Source organism: Nonomuraea sp. NPDC001831 (assembly GCF_042892035.1).
GTDB lineage: Bacteria > Actinomycetota > Actinomycetes > Streptosporangiales > Streptosporangiaceae > Nonomuraea.
In genome coordinates this window covers 546,977-564,014 of sequence record NZ_JBIATU010000003.1, presented here as the reverse complement: position 1 = coordinate 564,014, position 17,038 = coordinate 546,977, and the positions used below count along the sequence as shown (strand labels likewise).

General features: G+C 72.4%; 13 protein-coding genes. 5 read left to right on the top strand and 8 right to left on the bottom strand.

Annotated elements, in window-relative coordinates; all coding sequences use genetic code 11:
* Nucleotides 1-28: 28 nt before the first annotated feature.
* From ACFYYW_RS13395 to ACFYYW_RS13370, 6 genes are all read right to left on the bottom strand, one after another.
* Nucleotides 29-868: a family 3 encapsulin nanocompartment shell protein gene (locus ACFYYW_RS13395; RefSeq protein ID WP_387648180.1), complete on the bottom strand. Its 840-nt coding sequence runs from the start codon at nucleotides 866-868 to the stop codon at nucleotides 29-31.
* A gap of 9 nt (nucleotides 869-877) precedes the next feature.
* Entirely contained in the window at nucleotides 878-1,612 is a 735-nt protein-coding gene (locus ACFYYW_RS13390; protein WP_387648178.1) for a sulfotransferase family protein, read from the bottom strand.
* Nucleotides 1,597-2,580, bottom strand: a complete 984-nt coding sequence (locus ACFYYW_RS13385; protein ID WP_387648175.1) for an aldo/keto reductase — start codon at nucleotides 2,578-2,580, stop codon at nucleotides 1,597-1,599. The genes ACFYYW_RS13390 and ACFYYW_RS13385 overlap by 16 nt, the downstream gene beginning before the upstream one ends.
* Nucleotides 2,581-2,596: 16 nt before the next feature.
* Nucleotides 2,597-5,635, bottom strand: a complete 3,039-nt coding sequence (locus tag ACFYYW_RS13380; protein WP_387648172.1) for an amino acid adenylation domain-containing protein — start codon at nucleotides 5,633-5,635, stop codon at nucleotides 2,597-2,599.
* A gap of 70 nt (nucleotides 5,636-5,705) precedes the next feature.
* Nucleotides 5,706-6,812 carry an NAD(P)/FAD-dependent oxidoreductase gene (locus tag ACFYYW_RS13375; protein WP_387648169.1) on the bottom strand — a complete coding sequence of 369 codons (1,107 nt, stop codon included), beginning with the start codon at nucleotides 6,810-6,812 and terminating at the stop codon, nucleotides 5,706-5,708.
* Between the two features lie 228 nt (nucleotides 6,813-7,040).
* Complete coding sequence (locus tag ACFYYW_RS13370) at nucleotides 7,041-8,177, bottom strand: FAD-dependent oxidoreductase (RefSeq protein WP_387648166.1); 1,137 nt, start codon at nucleotides 8,175-8,177, stop codon at nucleotides 7,041-7,043.
* A gap of 114 nt (nucleotides 8,178-8,291) precedes the next feature.
* On the opposite strand from ACFYYW_RS13370, the gene ACFYYW_RS13365 reads away from it, so the two are divergent.
* The 5 genes from ACFYYW_RS13365 (at nucleotide 8,292) to ACFYYW_RS13345 (ending at nucleotide 14,778) form a co-directional block, all read left to right on the top strand.
* Nucleotides 8,292-8,594 carry a 4a-hydroxytetrahydrobiopterin dehydratase gene (locus tag ACFYYW_RS13365; RefSeq protein ID WP_387648163.1) on the top strand — a complete coding sequence of 101 codons (303 nt, stop codon included), beginning with the start codon at nucleotides 8,292-8,294 and terminating at the stop codon, nucleotides 8,592-8,594.
* A gap of 108 nt (nucleotides 8,595-8,702) precedes the next feature.
* Nucleotides 8,703-10,400 carry an MFS transporter gene (locus ACFYYW_RS13360; RefSeq protein ID WP_387648160.1) on the top strand — a complete coding sequence of 566 codons (1,698 nt, stop codon included), beginning with the start codon at nucleotides 8,703-8,705 and terminating at the stop codon, nucleotides 10,398-10,400.
* A gap of 69 nt (nucleotides 10,401-10,469) precedes the next feature.
* Entirely contained in the window at nucleotides 10,470-11,093 is a 624-nt protein-coding gene (locus tag ACFYYW_RS13355; RefSeq protein ID WP_352323754.1) for a helix-turn-helix domain-containing protein, read from the top strand.
* Nucleotides 11,093-12,829 carry an ABC transporter ATP-binding protein gene (locus ACFYYW_RS13350; protein WP_387648156.1) on the top strand — a complete coding sequence of 579 codons (1,737 nt, stop codon included), beginning with the start codon at nucleotides 11,093-11,095 and terminating at the stop codon, nucleotides 12,827-12,829. Before ACFYYW_RS13355 ends, ACFYYW_RS13350 begins: the two co-directional genes overlap by 1 nt.
* On the top strand, nucleotides 12,826-14,778 hold the full coding sequence (locus ACFYYW_RS13345) for an ABC transporter ATP-binding protein (protein ID WP_387648153.1): 1,953 nt from the start codon (nucleotides 12,826-12,828) through the stop codon (nucleotides 14,776-14,778). The genes ACFYYW_RS13350 and ACFYYW_RS13345 overlap by 4 nt, the downstream gene beginning before the upstream one ends.
* A 164-nt stretch (nucleotides 14,779-14,942) precedes the next feature.
* Here the strand turns inward: ACFYYW_RS13345 and ACFYYW_RS13340 are convergent, their stop codons facing one another.
* Nucleotides 14,943-15,506, bottom strand: coding sequence for a dihydrofolate reductase family protein (locus tag ACFYYW_RS13340; RefSeq protein ID WP_352323757.1), 564 nt, complete (start codon nucleotides 15,504-15,506; stop codon nucleotides 14,943-14,945).
* 77 nt (nucleotides 15,507-15,583) lie between these two features.
* Nucleotides 15,584-16,984, bottom strand: coding sequence for an APC family permease (locus ACFYYW_RS13335; RefSeq protein ID WP_352323758.1), 1,401 nt, complete (start codon nucleotides 16,982-16,984; stop codon nucleotides 15,584-15,586).
* Nucleotides 16,985-17,038: the final 54 nt, after the last annotated feature.

Genomic DNA, 17,038 nt, shown 5'->3' with positions numbered 1-17,038 from the left:
CTTTCGTCGTTCTCGTTCTACTCGATTGCTATGAAGTGGGAAATACGGTGTTTTCCCCGGCAGGGGTGACCAGGTAGAACAACCCCGGCAGATGCACCGCGACGCCCTCGTACACCTCCGCGCAGACGGCCACGCCCGGCCGGGCGAAGGTGCCGGGCGGCGGCTCGGCCACCCGGATCACCGAGCGGCGGGCGTCCAGCAGCCTGGCCGCCACGGAGATGTCGCCGACCAGGGCGTCCCCGGGCGCGACCCACCGGTTGCGGCTGACCTTCATGCCGTTGCCCTCGGCCAGCTCGGCCAGCAGCCCGCCATGGCCGATCAGCCGGTGGTAGTAGTCGCGCGGGTTGACGATCATCGCGTGCGGGGTCGCGCCCGACTGCTCGACCTCGTCGCAGGCCGACAACACGCCGTGGACGTAGTCGTCGTACGGCAGGCGGGCGATCTCCGGATGGCCGAGCAGGGCGGTGGTCAGGGCCAGGTTCTCGGCCGTGGCCAGCCGGACCAGCAGGCGGTAGTCGAGGAAGGTGGCCAGGGCGTCCGGGTCGGCGGCCAGGCCGTCGGGGATCTGCACCCAAGCCCGGATCGGATGCACCTTGGCCTCCGACATGCCGAACCGGAAGGCCGCCTCGCGGCGCACGTCCGCGTCGCGCACCGAGCGCCGCTCCTCCTCGCCGGGCGGCGACTCCGTCCAGAACCGGGCCCGGTCGCCCTCGACGGGGACGACCTTGAGCAGGTTGCGCACGGTCAGGCGGGGCCGGTCCTTGGTCGGCTCGTGCGCCTCGGTGATGGTGTAGTCGAAGGTCACTTCCGCGTGGCCGGGGTCCTCGGCGTAGGCCCGCGCGAACAGCCGGCCCGGTGACTCTGACATGGATACTCCCTATTCGTCCTGGACGAGGCGCTGGTAGAAGGGGAGGTGGTGGTCGTAGAAGGCCCGCAGGCCCGGATGGTTGTCCACGGTCGCGGCGTAGACGTTGCCGCGGTCCTCGAACCCGGCGCTGCCGCTCGCGTCCAGGTGCCAGCGGCGGGTCCGCCCCCACTCCGGGCGGTCGCCGGCGGCCCAGGTGAGCGAGCCGGGCAGGAAGGGCAGGCCGGTGTAGGCGCAGAACTCCTCGACGACCGCCGCCGGCTCGCGGATCAGCCGTTCGGTGCGGATCACCAGCGGCCGCCGGCCGGTGGCCTCCCGGACCAGCTCGTGCAGCAGGAACAGCCGCTCGTAGCCGATCTCGTCGCAGGTCACCGCCGGTTTGATCGCGTAGTGCGAGGCGATGGTCGGCCGCGGGTCGCGCACGATGAACGTGTGGACGATCCCCGCCAGGTCCTCCGGATGCTTGAACAGGTGCGGGTACTCGTAGTCGAGCACCTCCTTGACGAACACCGGCCGCACCCGCGCCAGCTCGGCCAGCCGCACCAGCAGCTCCTTCTCCGAGCGGGCCGTCACCTGGCCGCCGTCCGGCGAGGGCAGCGTCAGCGAGCCCTCCTCGGTCAGCGCCAGGAACGGCTCGTGCAGGACGGCCACGTCGCCCCGCTCGATCATCATGCGCAGGAACGCCGTCGAGGCCGAGCGCGAGTGCGCCCACATGGCGACCAGCGGCCCGCTCACCCCGACCACCACGCCGGCACCCGGTCCCAGCGGTGCCGCCGCAGCTCGCTCAGCAGGTCCGGGTCGAGCGGCCGCCCGTCGGAGACGCCGAGGTTGGCCCGCACGTGCGCCGGCCTGCGCATCCCAGGGATCACCGTGCTGACCGCCGGGTGGTGCAGCACGAACCGCAGCGCGACCTCCGGCAGCGAGAGCCCCTCCGGCATCGCCGCCTTGAGCCGTTCGGCCCGCTCGACGCTCGGCCCCAGGTTCTCCGGCCCGAAGTACGTGCTGCGCCAGTCCTCCGGCGGCCACGTGCTGTCCGCGGTCAGCGTGCCCGTGAGCGTGCCCTCGTCGAACGGCACCCGGGCGATGATGCCCACGCCCTCGCGCAGCGCCCGGTCGAACAGCTCGTCCTCGGGCGCCTGGTCGAAGATGTTGTAGATCACCTGGATGACGTCGATCAGGCCGGTGTCGAGCGCGGCGAAGCAGTTGGCCGGCTCCCACCGGTTGACGCTGATGCCGACCGCGTCGATCAGGCCCTCGCTCTTGAGGTCCCTGATCGCCTCCTGCCACCGCTCGTCCCGGGCCCAGCGGTCCTCCCAGGTGTGGAACTGCATGAGGTCGATGCGCGAGACGCCCAGGTTGTCCAGGCTGCGGTGGGTGTACTCGCGGATGTGCTCGGCGGGGTAGGCGTCGTCGAGGGCGTCGTCCGGTTTCGGCGGCCATTCGCGGTTCTTCGGCGGGATCTTCGTGGCCACGTACAGCCGGTGGCCGGAGTGGCGGCGCAGCAGCGCGCCGAGCAGCTGCTCGCTGACGCCGCGGCCGTAGACCCAGGCGGTGTCGAAGAAGGTGCAGCCCAGTTCGACGGCCTCGTCGAGGCATTGGGGTGCGACGTCGTAGTCCCAGCCGGTGAAGCCGCCGGGGCCGCCGCCGATGCCCCACATGCCGTAGCCGACCTCGCTGACCTCCCAGCCGAGGTTTCCCATCTTGCGGTAGCGCATTCCTGACCTTTCCTGATCAACCGGTGGGCACCCGCTGCCCGGCCGTGCCCGCCAGGCGGGCGTGGTAGGCGGCGATCGGGCCGTCGAGGGTGCCCTCGCCGAGCCGCCATCGCTGTTCGAGCCTGTGGCACTCGTCCTTGCGGAACAGCGCGGGATTGTCGGTGAGCAGCCCGCCGAACGCCCGGCGCAGCTCCTCCTCGTCCGCCGCGGCGGGCAGCAGGGAGGCGAGCGTGATCAGCTCGCGGTCCCCGCTCGCCCGGCCGGTCTCGCGGACGAGCCGCGCGAAGTCGCCGCACGGGATCGGCGTGACCGGCACGCCCGCCCGGGCCGGCACGTCGTCGATGCGGACGCTCTCGGCGCGGAAGACGTGCAGCGTACGGCCCCAGACCTCGGGATCGGCCACGGCCGCCCCGACCCGCGCGGCGACGTAGTCGACCGGGGTGTAGTCGGTGCGCGTGGCGACGTCCGGACGCACGCCGAGCCGCACGAAGGCCGACAGCAGCAGGTGGGTGAAGGCGACCGGGTTCGGGTAGCCGTTGTCGGCGCTCGGCATGATCTCGCCCAGCCGCAGCACGGTCACCAGCGCGCCCCGGCGCCGGGCCTCGGCCAGGTAGCGCTCGGCGATCCACTTCGACCGGCTGTACCCGCCGCCCGGCGCCCTGGCCAGCGCCGGGTCGCAGTCCTCCGGGACGCGCTCGCCCCTGTGGAGCGCCTCCGTCTGCAGCGCGCCCAGCGTCGAGACGTAGTGCAACGGCACCGGGTGGTGGGCCATCGCCAGCCGCACCAGCTCGATCGTGCCGCGCACGTTGGCCTGACGGTGGGCGCGGTAGTCGAACAGGAAGTTCACCATCGCGCCGTTGTGCAGCACCAGGTCGCAGGCTCGGGCCAGATGCTCCCAGGTGGAGCCGTCCAGCCCGAGGCCGGGTAAGGACAGGTCGCCCGCGTAGCCCTCCAGCCGGTCGGCGAAGCGCGGCTCCCACAACCCCCGCTCGGCGAGCGCCGCCACGACCCGGGCCGTGGCCGCCTCGTCGTCGGCCGCCCGCGCCAGGCAGCACACCCGCAGCCCGCCGCGGCTCAGCAGCTCGTGCACCAGGCGGCTGCCGACGAACCCGGTGGCCCCGGTGACCAGCACCGTACGCAGCCGCTCCGGCCTGGACGCCCGCCGGATGGGCTCCCCGTCGGGCACCACGGAGTCGCGCGCCATCAGCACCGACTCCTCCTCGATGGCCTCGTGGTCGTGCCGCCGCCGCTCGATCAGCCGGGCCAGCGCGCCGGCCGTCGGGTGGTCGTACAGGTCCTTGACGTCCACGCGCACGCCGGTCTCGGCGGTGATCATGTGGACCACCGACAGGGCCTGGATGGAGTCGCCGCCCGACTCGGCGAAGTGCGTCTCGGCGGTCAGGCCCGGCCAGCCCAGCGCCGAGCGCATCGCCCGCAGCACCTGGTCGTCCAGGCACGCGGTCGGCGCGCTCTCGGCCAGCAGCGCGGTGTCCTCGGCCAGCCGGCCGTCGAGGATCTCCTGGAGGCGGCCGCGGTCCACCTTGCCGTTGTCGTGCAGCGGCATCTCGGCCAGCGGGAAGAAGTAGCGGGGGACGCTGGTCCGCGGCAGCGTGCGGCGCAGCTCGGCGGCCAGCGCGGCCTCGGTCACGCCCCTGCCGGAGGCGAACAGCGCCAGCGCCTTGACGCCCGCCTGCTCGGCCACCAGGACCTCGGCCTGCAGCACGCCGGGGCAGCGCTGGGCCGCCGCGGCGATCTCGCCCAGCTCGATGCGCACGCCGTGGATCTTGACCTGGAAGTCCTTGCGGCCGGCGAAGAACAGGCGGCCGTCGTCGTCCAGGTGGCCGAGGTCGCCCGTGAGGTAGAGGCGCTCGCCCGGGATCTCGGCCGGGAACGGGTTGCCGACGAACGCCCTGGCCGTCGCGGCCGGGTCGCCCAGGTAGCCCGCGCCCAGGCAGACGCCGCCGATCGCGATCTCGCCGGTCGTGCCGGGCGGGACCGGGCGCAGGTCGTCGTCCACCACGACCGCGTAGCAGTTGTCGATCGGGCGGCCCAGCGGGACCGCGTCGCCGTCGGCCGCCGACACCCGGTGGAAGACCATCCCGATCGACGCCTCGGTCGGGCCGTAGCCGTTGGTCAGGTCGAGGCCGGGCAGCAGGGCCATCAGGCGGTGCACCGCGCGCGGGCTGACCGCCTCGCTGCCGACGACGAGCCGGCGCAGCGACGACAGCGCGCGCAGGGCGGCGGCGTCGCCGTCCACGATGGCGACCAGGGCGTTGAAGACGCTGGAGACGAAGTCGGCGGTGGTGATGCCGTACCGGGCGATCAGGTCGATGGTGTGCCGGAGGTTGAGGAAGTCGCCCTGCACGGGCAGCACCGTGCGCCCGCCGGTGGTCAGCGGCCAGAACAGCTGCCACAGCGCGGAGTCGGAGGTGTGCCTGCTGTTCTGCAGCACGACGTCGTCGCCGGTCGCGGCGAAGTAGCGGGTCATGAAGCGCAGCCGGTTGGCCAGGCCGCCGTGCCGGTTCATCGCGCACTTGGGGGTGCCGGTGGTGCCGGAGGTGAAGTAGCCGTACGCCAGGTCGTCCGGGCCCAGCTCGACCGCCGGACGTTCGCAGGTCGGGACGATCGTGTCGATCCTGACGATCACCGCCCGATCGGCCGCGCCCGGCGGCAGCGGCTCGCCGCCCGCGCACAGGATCGGCCCGTCCGGCAGCACGTCCAGCGTGTCGCGCACGCGCTCGACCGGCCAGGACGGGTCGAGCGGCACGAACGCCGCGCCCAGCTTCATCAGCGCCAGGTACGCGACCGGCAGTTCCAGCGAGTTGACCAGCAGGGCCGCGACCACGTCGCCCTTGCCCACGCCGTGTCCGGCCAGCGTCGCCGCCAGGCCGTTGACCAGGTCGTCCAGTTGCCTGTAGGTGAGGGTCCTGCCGTCGAAGGTGACCGCCGGCCGCTCGGGGCACCGGTCGGTCTGCTCCTCGATCAACGCCGGGACGGGACGGAACGGGCCGAAGTCGACCGCCCGGCCGGTGAAGCCGCGGGTGTTGCCGGTCATCTCCACCTCTCTGTCAGGAATGTACGAACGGCGACCGGCCCCCTTGCCCCACACGCCCCCGTCGCCTTCCTCATAGGCGTTCCAAGTCGTTCCGGAGCCGGCCCGGCGCGTACGCCGGTTCTGCGGCCCCGTCCGTCGCCGCGGCGGCGGCGATCCGGCCCGCCTCGGGCGAGGTCTGGACCCCGTAGCCGCCCAGGGCGGCCAGCCAGACGAACCCCGGCGCGCCGGGGTCCGGCCCGATCACCGGCGTCCCGTCGGCCACCTCGCTGCGCAGCCCCGCCCAGGCGTGCCGGACGCTGCGGATCTCCAGCGTCGTGGCCTCCTGCACGCGCCGCACGCCCACGGCGACGTCCAGGTCGTCCGGACGGGCGTCGCAGGGCGGGACGGGCGTGGCGTCGGCGGGGGAGACCAGCAGCCGCCCGGACTCGGGCTTGAAGTAGAACGTGTCGGCCACGTCGGTGACCATCGGCCAGGACCGCGCGTCCGTCCCCTCGGGCAGGTCGACCAGGAACGCGGTCCTGCGCAGCGGGCGCAGGCCCACCGGCCGCACCCCGGCCAGCCCGGCGACCTCGTCGGCCCACGCCCCGGCCGCGTTGACCAGGATCGGCGCGGCGTGCTCGCCCGCGTCGGTGACCGCCCGCCAGACGCCGCCCGTGCGCGACAGCGCCCGGACCCGGGCGGAGGTGAGCACCTGGCCGCCGCGGGCCCTGATACCGCGCAGGAAGCCCTGGTGGAGGGCGTCGACGTCGATGTCCATCGCGCCGGGCTTGAGCATCGCCCTGCTGAACCGGCCCGGACGCAGGACCGGGCAGTGCGCCGGGGCCTCGGCGGGGTCGATCTCCACGGCCGGCGCCGGGGCCTGCCGTCCTTCGGCCAGCACCTCGTCGAACAGCTGCTCGCCGCCGTGCGGGCACAGCGCGAGCACGCCGCGCGGGCTCAGCAGCGGGACGTCGGCGAAACCCGGCGGGGGCGCGGCGAGGAAGTTCCTGCTCGCCGCGGTGAGAGCCCGGACGGCCCGGTTGCCGAAGTACTCGGAGAAGAGCGCCGCCGACCGTCCGGTCGAGTGGTGGCCGGTGACCTGCTCGGCTTCGAGCAGGGTCACGGTGCCTGACCTGGCGAGGAAGAACCCCGCACAGGCGCCCGCGACGCCGCCCCCGACAATGAGAAAATCTCTCACGTCCGTAAACTGATCACATTTCACCGGGTTTCGGCAAACAGTTTGTACGTCCTGACAGAAATGACTTGCCCGAAATAGGTGGTAAGTCAGGTCGCAAATGCTGTAATTCAAGCATTTATATAAACGATCTTGTGATTACCGGCCTGTCAGGGGCTCGGCGGCGGTGGCCGGGCGTCCCGGCGGCGTCAACCCCTATGTCAGAAACGGCGCAGACGTGCGCCCCGAGTGTCAGATCCGGTCGCTGAGTGCGCGCAGCAGACGCCCGAAACCCGGCGCCCCCAGGCTCGGCGGGACGACGGCCATCAGCCGCATCAGGGGCTCGCTCTGCATGAGCGTCCGCGGGCCCGACACCGCGAGCAGGTTCGCGGCGACCGCCGAGGCGCGGGCCGCCCGCCGCCTGCGCCGCGCCGAGTACGCGTCCACGACCGCCGCCGGGTCCGGCGCGGCCCGCAGGCAGGCGGTCAGCGCGGCCACGTCCTCAAGTGCCTGGTTCGTCCCGTGCGCGCCGACCGGCGGCATCGCGTGCGCCGCGTCGCCGAGCAGCACGCACCGGCCCGCGCCCCAGCGACGCGGGACCCGGTGCCGGGCGTGCGGGAACAGCTCGACGTCGCCGTCGGCCAGCGAGTCCAGCACCCGCGCGACCGGCGCGCCCCAGCCGGCGAACCGGCGGCGCAACATCGCCACCGGCTTGTCCGCCGGCGGGTCGCCCGGCGACCAGGACTGCTCGAAGAACCACTGCATGAGCCCGTCGCCCGCGCCCATGAAGCCGAAGTCGCCCTGCCGCCCGATCATCAGCGTCGTGGTCGGGCCGGGGTCGAAGGGGGCGGGGGTCAGGCCCTGCCAGATCGCCGCGCCCGTCGGGGTCGCCGGCGTGTCGCCCAGCACGTGCGCGCGGACCCGCGAGCGCACGCCGTCGGCGCCGACCAGGAGGTCCGCCTCGTGCTCCGTGCCCGCCGCGGTGCGCACGCGCACGCCGTCGAGGCCGGCCCGCACGTCCCGTACGCCCGCGCCGAACCGTACGGCGCCCGCGGGCAGGCCGGCGGCCAGCAGCCTGATCAGCGAGCCGCGCGGGACCACCCTGGGGGCCGAGCCGAAGCGGGCCGTCAGGGACTCCAGGTCCACCTCCATGATCCGGCGGCCCCGGGCCGTGCGCAGGGATAACGTGGACAGCCGCTGGCCCGTCGCGGCCAGGTCCACGCCGAGGTCGCCGAGGATCGCCGTCCCGTTGCACCACAGCGTGATCGCGCCGCCGCCGAGGCGCAGCCCGTCCGCCTCCTCCAGCACGACGACCTCGTGGCCGTCCGCGGCCAGGCCGCGCGCGACCGCCAGCCCGCTGATCCCCGCCCCCGCCACCAGCACCCGCATGCGACAGCCCCCTCTACAAGTCGTAGTACTACACGCTATAGAGAGAAACGCCGGGTGTGAAGCGGCCCATCGGTGGTAGCCGAGCCTCGGGAAGCCGACGACTTGGGGGGCAACATGGCCGAGCGCCTGACCGACGAGGACATCGACACCGCCCTGGCGGCGCTGGAGGGCTGGCGGCGGGACGGCGACGCCCTGGTCAAGGACGTGCCGATCACGCCGGACAGCTACGGCTGGCTGAGCGAGGCGGTGCACAACGAGGGCGCCACGCTGGGACACCAGGCCGAGATCGAGCGCACGGGGGAGGGCATCCGCTTCCGGCTCTCGACGCACGAGGCCGGCGGGGTCACCGAGCGCGACGTCGAGCTCGCCGCCCACATCGACCAGGTCCTCGACGGCGGCGCCCGCGACCGCGGCTGACCTTCCGGTGCGACGGCGCGCCTTCGCCGCGGCGGCCGATGTGCAGGGCGCACAGGTTGTGCAGGGGGCACATCCTGTGTAGGGTGCATTCGGACAATAGGGGGATTAATGGTGCATTCCGCGCCCAGCCCGCGCTCCGGCGGCGGGATCGTCAGCGTGCTCGCGGTCGCCGGCATCGTCGGCTCGCTCATGCAGACGCTGGTGGTGCCGCTCATCGGCCGGCTGCCGCGGCTGCTGCACGCCAGTGCCGCCGACGCGTCATGGGTGATCACCGTGACGCTGCTGGTCGGCGCGGTCGCCACCCCCGTGATCGGCAAGCTCGGCGACCTGTACGGCAAGCGCACCATGATGCTCGTCTGCTCGGTGCCGCTCATCGCCGGGTCGGTGGTGTGCGCGCTGTCCGGCTCCCTGATCCCCATGATCGCCGGGCGCGGCCTCCAGGGGCTCGGCGTCGGCATGATCCCGCTCGGCGTCAGCGCGCTGCGCGACCTGCTGCCGCCCCAGCGGGTCGGCCCGGCCATCGCGCTGATGAGCTCGTCCATGGGCATCGGCGGCGCGCTCGGGCTGCCGATCTCGGCCGCGGTCGCCGAGTACGCCGACTGGCGGGTGCTGTTCTGGGGCTCGGCCGCGCTCAGCGTGCTGGTCGCCGTGCTGATCTGGCTGCTGGTCCCGGCCACGCCCGCCGCCGCCGTCCGGGGCCGGCTCGACCTGGTCGGCGCGTTCGGCCTGGGCGCGGCGCTGGTCTGCCTGCTGCTCGGCGTGTCGAAGGGCGGCGACTGGGGCTGGTCGAGCGGCGCCACACTCGGGCTGCTCGGCGGCGCGGTGGCGCTCGCCCTGCTGTGGGGGCTGTGGGAGCTGCGCGTCCGCGACCCCCTCGTGGACCTGCGCACCACCGCCCGCCCGCAGGTGCTGCTCACGAACGTGGCCTCGGTCCTCGTCGGCTTCGCCATGTACGCCCAGTCGCTGGTCCTCATGCAGATCCTGCAGCTGCCCGCCGCGCTCGGCTACGGCCTGGGCCAGTCGATGCTGGCCGCCGGGCTCTGGATGGCGCCGTCCGGGCTGATGATGATGGCGGTCTCCTCGCTCGGCGCCCGGCTGTCGGCCGCCCGCGGGCCCAGGACCAGCCTGTTCGTCGGCGCGCTGGTCATCGCGGCCGGTTACGGCACCGCGCTCGGCCTCATGGGCTGGAGCTGGGGCCTGATGATCGCCGGTTGCGTCGGCAGCGCCGGGGTCGGCCTGGCCTACGGCGCGATGCCCGCCCTCATCATGGGCGCGGTGCCGAGGAGCGAGACCGCCTCCGCCAACAGCTTCAACACCCTGATGCGCTCCATCGGCACCTCGGTCTGCGCCGCCGTGATCGGCGTCGTCCTGGCCCAGCTCACCGTGACGGTCGGCGGCCACACGCTGCCCTCGGAGACCGGCTTCCGCACCGCCCTGCTGATCGGCTGCGGCGTCGCGGTGGTCGCCGCGCTGGTCACCCTCACGCTGCCGAGGACCAGGGCCGCCGCCGCGCCGGCCCCCGTCGTCGCCGCGCCCCCCGCCCCGGCCCCGGTGGCCGGGCCCGCTCCGGCCGCCGCCGACGTCCTCGGCCCCTGGGAGGACGCCTTCCGCACGCAGGACCCGGCCCCCGAGGGCCGCCACCACCCGCCGCCGGCCCAGCCGGAGGCCGGCGTGCTCTCCCTGGCGGAGCGGGACGAGCTGCTCTGGCTGCGCCGCGAGAACGCCGAACTCCGCCGCGAGCTGGACGTGCTCATGCGCGGCGCCGGCGTCTGGCTCAAGAACCTGGCCGAGGACAAGACGGGCTGACCTGCCGATCCACATGTCCGGCAAATAATGATTTGAACGAGCGAGTACTCACTCATTACGCTCGTCCGCATGACCAAGAGGCGACGGGTGCCCGCGATGGCGCCCGAAGACCGCCGTGCCGCCCTCATCGAGGCCACCGTCCCCCTGCTGCGCGCGCACGGCACCGCCGTCAGCACCCGCCAGATCGCCGAGGCCGCGGGCGTGGCCGAGGGCACGATCTTCGGCGTCTTCCCCGACAAGGCCACGCTGCTGCGCGCGGCCCTGATGAGCGCGTTCGACCCCCGTCCGGCCGAGGAGGCGCTCGCCGCCATCGGCGTCGCCGGCGGGCTGCGCGCCCGGCTGCGTGAGGCGGCGTCGCTGCTGCGGGCCGGCATGAAGGCCAACGTCAACCTCATCGCCGTGCCGCGCGAACACATGGCCGAGGACGCCGAGTTCCGCGAGCACATGATGGACAGCCGCGCCCGCATCACCGCCGCGCTCGCCGCCCTCGTCGAGCCCGACCGCGACCACCTGCGCCGCTCGCCCATGGCCACCGCGCAACTGCTGCTCATGCTCGTCTCGGTGAGCGTCCACCGCGGTTTCGGCCTGTCCGACGACTTCGGCGACATGGACGACGACGAGCTCGTCTCCGTGCTGCTCGACGGGCTGCTGCTGCCCTCCTACCGCGCCCCCATCACAGAAAGCGTCCGTTGATGCTGCTCCGCCTGCTGCGGGTCCAGCTCAGGCCGTACGGGAAGGAGATCACCCTCGTGGTCCTCTTCCAGTTCGTGCAGACACTGGCCACGCTCTATCTCCCGACACTCAACGCCGACATCATCGACCACGGCGTCATCACCGGCGACACCGGTTACATCATGCGCGTCGGGCTGGTGATGCTCGGCGTGACGTTCGTCCAGATCGTCTGCTCGATCGTGGCCGTCTACTACGGCGCCAGGACGTCGATGGCCCTCGGCCGCGACCTGCGCGCCGCGATCTTCCACCGCGTGCAGAGCTTCTCGGCGCAGGAGGTGAACAGGTTCGGGGCGCCGTCGCTGATCACCCGGACCACCAACGACGTGCAGCAGGTGCAGCTGCTCGTGCTGATGACGTTCACGATGATGGTGGCCGCGCCGATCATGTGCGTCGGCGGCATCGTGCTGGCGCTGCGCCAGGACACCGCGCTGTCGTCGCTGCTGCTCGTCGTGCTGCCGGTGATGATCGTCATCGTCGGCCTGGTCGTCTGGCGGATGCGGCCGCTGTTCCGCACCATGCAGGAGCGCATCGACCGGATCAACCAGGTGCTGCGCGAGCAGATCACCGGCATCCGGGTCATCCGGGCGTTCGTCCGCGACCGGCACGAGCGCGAGCGCTTCGGCGTGGCCAACGACCGGCTCACCGACGTCTCGCTGCGGGTCGGCCGGCTGATGGCGCTGATGTTCCCCTCGGTCATGCTGGTCGTGAACGTCTCCAGCGTCGCCGTCATCTGGTTCGGCGGCCACCGCATCGCCGACGGCGCCATGCAGGTCGGCGCGCTGACCGCGGTCATCTCCTACCTGATGCAGATCCTGATGTCGGTGATGATGGCCATGTTCATGTTCATGATGATCCCGCGCGCCGAGGTCTGCGCCGAGCGCATCGAGGACGTGCTCGGCACCGATTCGACCGTCGACCCGCCCGCGAACCCCGTCACCCCCGACGGCCACCGCGGCGAGCTGGAGCTGCGGTCGGTCGACTTCCGCTACCCGGGCGCGGCGGACCCGGTGTTGTGCGGGGTGAGCTTCGCCGCGCGGCCGGGCCGGACCACCGCGATCATCGGCAGCACCGGCAGCGGCAAGACCACGCTGCTCAACCTCGTCCCGCGGCTGTTCGACGCGACCGCCGGCGACGTGCTGGTGGACGGCGTCAACGTCCGCGACCTCGACCCGGCGGCGCTGTCCCGCGCGGTCGGCCTGGTCCCGCAGTCGCCCTACCTGTTCTCCGGCACCGTGGCCTCCAACCTGCGCTACGGCCGGCCCGGCGCCACCGACGAGGAGCTGTGGCGGGCCCTGGAGATCGCCCAGGCCCGCGAGTTCGTCGAGGCGATGCCCGGCGGCCTGGACGAGCCGATCTCCCAGGGCGGCACGAACGTCTCCGGCGGTCAGCGCCAGCGCCTGGCCATCGCCAGGACTCTCGTGCACCGGCCCGAGATCTACCTGTTCGACGACTCCTTCTCCGCCCTCGACTACGCCACCGACGCCCGCCTGCGGGCCGCCCTGGCCGAGGAGATCGCCGACGCCACGATCGTCATCGTCGCCCAGCGGGTGAACACGATCCGCGACGCCGACCTCATCCTCGTGCTCGACGAGGGACGGGTGGTGGGCAGCGGCGACCACGCCGAGCTCATGGAGACCTGCCCGACCTACCGCGAGATCGTGCTGTCCCAGCTCACCGAACAGGAGGCCGCGGCATGACCGCCCAGGCACCCGCGCGCCGCCCGCAGCCCGCCTTCGGGCCCGGCAGGATGATGGCCGGGCCGGCCGAGAAGGCGCTCGACTTCGGCGGCACGCTGCGCAGGATCCTGCGCCTGCTGCGGCCCGAACGCGCGATGCTCGGCGTCGTGCTGGCGCTCGGCACGGCCAGCGTCGCGCTCACCGTCACCGGGCCCAAGATCCTCGGCCACGCCACCGACCTGATCTTCTCCGGCATCATCGGCGCCCGGCTGACCCCCGGGCTCACCAAGGAGCAGGCCGTGGCGGGCCTGCGGGCCAAGGGCGAGGCCAACTTCGCCGACATGGTCGCCTCGATGAACGTCGTGCCCGGCCAGGGCATCGACTTCACCGCCCTGGCCCACGTCCTGGGCTGGGTGCTGGCGATCTACGTGGTGGCGGCGCTGCTCGGCATCGCGCAGTTCCGGCTCACGACGACCATCGTCCAGCGGGCGGCGTCCCGGCTGCGCGAGCGGATCGAGGCCAAGCTGGCGCGGCTGCCGCTCAGCTACTTCGACGGCCAGCCGCGCGGCGAGATCCTCAGCCGCGCCACCAACGACACCGACAACATCGCCCAGACCCTCCAGCAGACCATGAGCCAGCTCATCTCCTCGGTGCTGACCGTCGTGGGCGTGCTGGTGGTGATGTTCTGGATCTCGCCGATCCTGGCGCTCATCGCCCTGGTCACGGTGCCCGTCTCGGTCTACGTCACCGCCGTGGTCGGCAAGCGGTCGCAGCCGCAGTTCGTCAAGCAGTGGTCGTCCACCGGCAAGCTCAACGGCCACATCGAGGAGATGTACGGCGGCCACACCCTGGTCAAGGTCTTCGGCCGCCAGCAGGAGGCCGCCGCCACCTTCGAGGAGCACAACCAGGCCCTGTACGCCTCCAGCTTCCGCGCCCAGTTCATCTCCGGCGTCATCCAGCCGGCGATGATGTTCATCGGCAACGTCAACTACGTGCTGGTCGCCGTCGTCGGCGGGTTCAAGGTGGCGTCGGGGTCGATCTCGCTGGGCGACGTGCAGGCGTTCATCCAGTACTCCCGGCAGTTCAGCCAGCCGCTGACCCAGGTGGCCGGCATGGCGAACCTCGTCCAGTCGGGCGTCGCCTCGGCCGAGCGGGTCTTCGAGCTGCTGGAGGCGCCCGAGCAGTCGGCCGAGCCGGCCGAGCCGGCCCGTCCCGCCGAGCTGCGGGGGCGCGTGGCGTTCGAGAACGTCTCCTTCCGCTACGCCCCCGACCGGCCGCTGATCGAGAACCTGTCGCTGACCGTGGAGCCCGGCCAGACCGTGGCCATCGTCGGCCCCACGGGAGCGGGCAAGACGACGCTGGTCAACCTCATCATGCGCTTCTACGAGGTGACCGGCGGCCGCATCACCCTCGACGGCGTCGACACGGCCGAGATGTCCAGGGAGGAGCTGCGCGCCGACATCGGCATGGTGCTCCAGGACACCTGGCTGTTCGGCGGCACGATCGCCGAGAACATCGGCTACGGGGCCGAGGGCGCCGGCCGCGAGCGCATCGAGGCCGCCGCCCGCGCCGCCCACGTCGACCGCATCGCGCACACGCTGCCCGACGGCTACGACACGGTGATCGACGAGGAGGGCGCCACGGTCAGCGCGGGGGAGAAGCAGCTCATCACGATCGCCCGCGCGTTCCTGTCCGAGCCGGCGATCCTCATCCTGGACGAGGCCACCAGCTCGGTCGACACGCGTACCGAGGTGCTCATCCAGCGGGCGATGAGCTCGCTGCGCGAGGGCCGCACCAGCTTCGTGATCGCCCACCGCCTGTCCACGATCCGCGACGCCAGCCTCATTCTGGTCATGGAGGAGGGCCGAATCGTCGAGCAGGGCACCCACGAGGCCCTCCTGGCGGCGGGCGGCGCCTACGCCCGCCTCTACTCCGCCCAGTTCGCCCAGGCCGCCGTCGAGGTGGACTGACCGCCATTCTCCCGGGCCTTCGCTTTCGCCGTCGTTGACGGCCGGACTATCTCCTGGTCAGGAACGTTCTGACCAAAAGCGAAGTGCCCGGGAGGCCATTCCCGGGCACGTGCTCTCTTTCGCCCTCCGCGGTTCACAGTCCGCCACGGTGAAGGGCGGACGGCTCAGGACCGTTCCGGCTCGTAGTGCAGGCCCACCACACCGCAGTCGAACGCGCGCGCGCCGACCAGGCGCAGCCGGTGGTAACCCTCGCCCGCCGGGAACAGCGGCAGCCCGGCCCCGATCGCGACCGGGTTGACGAACAGGTGCAGCTCGTCGATCAGGCCCCGCGAGATCAGCTGCCTGCCGATCGAGGCGCCGCCGGCCACCATCACGTCGCCGCCGGGCTTCGCCTTCAGCTCGCCGACGGTCTCGGCCGGGTCGCCGCCCGCCACGACGGCGTTCTTCCAGGGCGACTCGGTGAGGCTGCGGGAGATGACGACCTTCGGAGTGTTGATCATCTTGTCGATGCCCTCCTCGGTCTCGCCCGCCGGCCGCGACTCCCAGGCCGGGATGAAGCCCTCGGCCAGCTTGCGGCCCAGCACGATCGTGTCGACCGGCTCCCAGATCGCCGCGACGTGCGCGTTGATGTCGTCGGTCCAGGGGAACGTCACCCAGTCCATCTCGCCGCCGGGTCCGCCCACGAAGCCGTCCGTGGTGATCTGGAGCTGCAGCTTGACCTTGCGCATGTGAGATGTCCTTTCCGGTTCCGCTCTGTGTGGTTCCCAGCGTGCCGGAGCATGCTTACGGTCCGCTTCCGCCGGGCTTAAGGTCGCCGGGCCGCCCTGCGCCTGGCCGACGACCAGGACGCCGCCCAGAGGACCACGCCGATCACCAGCAGGATCCCGGCGATCTCGTACTGGCCCGCCGGACGCCCGGAGGACCACGGCAGCACCAGGTAGAGGCAGGTTACCGTGCCCACCACGGGCAGCACGCGGCCCGCGTTGAAGTGCTCGGCGCCGGTGACGTCCCGGCGCAGGACGAGGACCGCCACGTTGACCGCCGCGAAGACGGCCAGCAGCAGCAGCGAGGTCGTGCCGCCCAGCAGCGCCACCACCGGGCTGTCAGGGACCAGCGAGACGAACGTGATGAGGCCGACGGCGATCACCGTGGTGAACAGGATCGCCGCGTGCGGCGTGCGCCGGGTGGCGTGGACCGCCGACAGGAACGGCGGCAGCACGCCCTGCTTGCTCATGCCGTACAGCAACCGGCTGGCCATCAGCATGTTGATCAGCGCCGAGTTCGCGACGGCGAACATCGAGATGAACGGCAGCAGCGAGGCGATCGGCACGCCCGGGGCCGCCGTCTGGACCACCGTGACCAGCGGCGTCTCGCTGGCGGCGAGCTGCCCGACCGGGACGACGGCGACCGCGCAGATCGACACGAGGACGTAGATCACCCCGGTGATGCCGATGCCCGCGAACATCATGCGCGGGAAGATCCGGGTCGGGTTCTTGGTCTCCTCGGCCATGTTGACGGAGTCCTCGAAGCCGACCATGGCGAAGAAGGCCAGCGACGTCGCGGCGCTGACGGCCAGGAACACGCCCTTGTCGGCGGGCGTCTCGAAGGCGACGACGCGGGAGAAGTCGGCGTGGCCGCCGGAGATGAAGTACCCGCTGAGCACGATGACCATCAGCAGCCCCGACAGCTCGACCGCGGTGAGCACGACGTTGAGCTTGACGCTCTCGCCGACGCCGCGCAGGTTGACGGCCAGGATCAGCAGCATGAACGCCACGGCGATCAGCAGGATGACGCCGTTGCCCGCGTCGAGGCCGAACCCGGTGGCGAGGTTGGCGGCGAAGGCCCGCGAGGCCGCCGACGCCGACGTGATGCCCGAGCACATCACCGCGAAGCACACCAGGAACGTCAGCGCGTGCTTGCCGAACGCCTTGTGCACGTAGAGGGCGGCGCCCGCGGCCTCCGGATACTTGGTGACCAGCTCCAGGTAGGAGCAGGCGGTGATCAGCGCGACGACGAAGGCGATCGTGAAGGGCAGCCAGGCCGCGCCGCCCACCTCGCCGGCGACCTGGCCGGTCAGGGCGTAGATGCCGGTGCCGAGGATGTCGCCGACGATGAACAGCAGCAACAGGCCGGGGCCCATCACGCGCTTCAGGCTGGGCTGGCCGCTGCCGGCCTCGGGCGGGCTGGGGGGACTGATCTGAGCCATGGGGGTGGTCCTTCTCGTCCGTGAGGATGACGGCTACGTCATGTGCGCGGGCGA